Here is a 1,649-nt window from a genome sequence, read left to right as displayed (position 1 = left end):
AGGGCGTGGTAGTCGCGTGCTCTAGACCCGAAGCGGGGTGATCTACCCATGGCCAGGGTGAAGCGCCGGTAAGACGGTGTGGAGGCCCGAACCCACCAGGGTTGAAAACCTGGGGGATGAGCTGTGGGTAGGGGTGAAAGGCCAATCAAACTCCGTGATAGCTGGTTCTCCCCGAAATGCATTTAGGTGCAGCGTCGCGTGTTACTCACCGGAGGTAGAGCACTGGTTGGCCTAGGGGGCCTACAAGCTTACTGAAGTCAGCCAAACTCCGAATGCCGGTGAGCTCGAGCGCGGCAGTGAGACTGCGGGCGATAAGGTTCGTAGTCGAGAGGGAAACAGCCCAGATCGCCGGCTAAGGCCCCTAAGCGTGCGCTAAGTGGGAAAGGATGTGGGATCGCCCAGACAACCAGGAGGTTGGCTTAGAAGCAGCCACCCTTGAAAGAGTGCGTAATAGCTCACTGGTCAAGTGGTCCTGCGCCGACAATGTAGCGGGGCTCAAGCGCACCGCCGAAGCCGCGGCAGCACCACGGACACCTAACGGTGGTGGTGCTGGGTAGGGGAGCGTCATGCGGGTGGTGAAGCGGCGGAGTGATCCAGCCGTGGAACCCGTGTGAGTGAGAATGCAGGCATGAGTAGCGACAGCAGAGTGAGAAACTCTGCCGCCGGATGACCAAGGGTTCCTGGGCCAGGTTTTTCCGCCCAGGGTGAGCCGGGACCTAAGGCGAGGCCGACAGGCGTAGTCGATGGACAACGGGTTGATATTCCCGTGCTCGTGTAGGCGCGTCCATGGCGAGCCCAGGTGTGCTAACCGCCCGAACCCCAAGACTCCTTCGGGAGTCGACCGGGGGAGCGCGGGATCCTGCCTGGTAGTAGCCAAGCGATGGGGTGACGCAGGAGGGTAGCTCCGCCAGTGAGTGGTTGTACTGGTGCAAGCGTGTAGGCCGGCGTATAGGCAAATCCGTACGCCATACAGGTTGAGACGTGACGCATAGCCGTTGAGGCGAAGCAGAGTGATCCCATGCTGCCGAGAAAAGCCTCTAGCGAGTTCCTACGCGACCCGTACCCCAAACCAACACAGGTGGTCAGGTAGAGAATACCGAGGCGTTCGAGCGAACTGTGGTCAAGGAATTCGGCAAAATCCCCCCGTAACTTCGGGAGAAGGGGGACCCTGTTACCTGAAGCTCTTCGCGGGCTAGGGTGGTGGGGTCGCAGAGACCAGGGGGAAGCGACTGTTTACTAAAAACACAGGTCCGTGCGAAGTCGCAAGACGATGTATACGGACTGACTCCTGCCCGGTGCTGGAACGTTAAGGGGACCGGTTAGGCCTCACGGCCGAAGCTGAGAACTTAAGCGCCAGTAAACGGCGGTGGTAACTATAACCATCCTAAGGTAGCGAAATTCCTTGTCGGGTAAGTTCCGACCTGCACGAATGGAGTAACGACTTCCCCGCTGTCTCGACCACAGACTCGGCGAAATTGCACTACGAGTAAAGATGCTCGTTACGCGCGGCAGGACGGAAAGACCCCGGGACCTTCACTACAGCTTGGTATTGGTGCTCGGTTCGGCTTGTGTAGGATAGGTGGGAGACTGTGAAGCCCGCACGCCAGTGCGGGTGGAGTCGCCGTTGAAATACCACTCTGGTCGAATTG

1 rRNA gene is annotated in these 1,649 nt (G+C 59.2%); it reads left to right on the top strand.

The features are described from left to right. Positions 1-1,649, top strand: a 23S ribosomal RNA gene (locus A3CO_RS0119410); the annotation flags it as partial.

Origin of the sequence: Actinomycetospora chiangmaiensis DSM 45062 (assembly GCF_000379625.1) — a bacterium.
In the GTDB taxonomy this organism is placed as follows: domain Bacteria; phylum Actinomycetota; class Actinomycetes; order Mycobacteriales; family Pseudonocardiaceae; genus Actinomycetospora; species Actinomycetospora chiangmaiensis.
The sequence above is the reverse complement of the archived record's forward strand: the minus strand, read 5'-3'. Positions and strand labels throughout refer to the sequence as shown.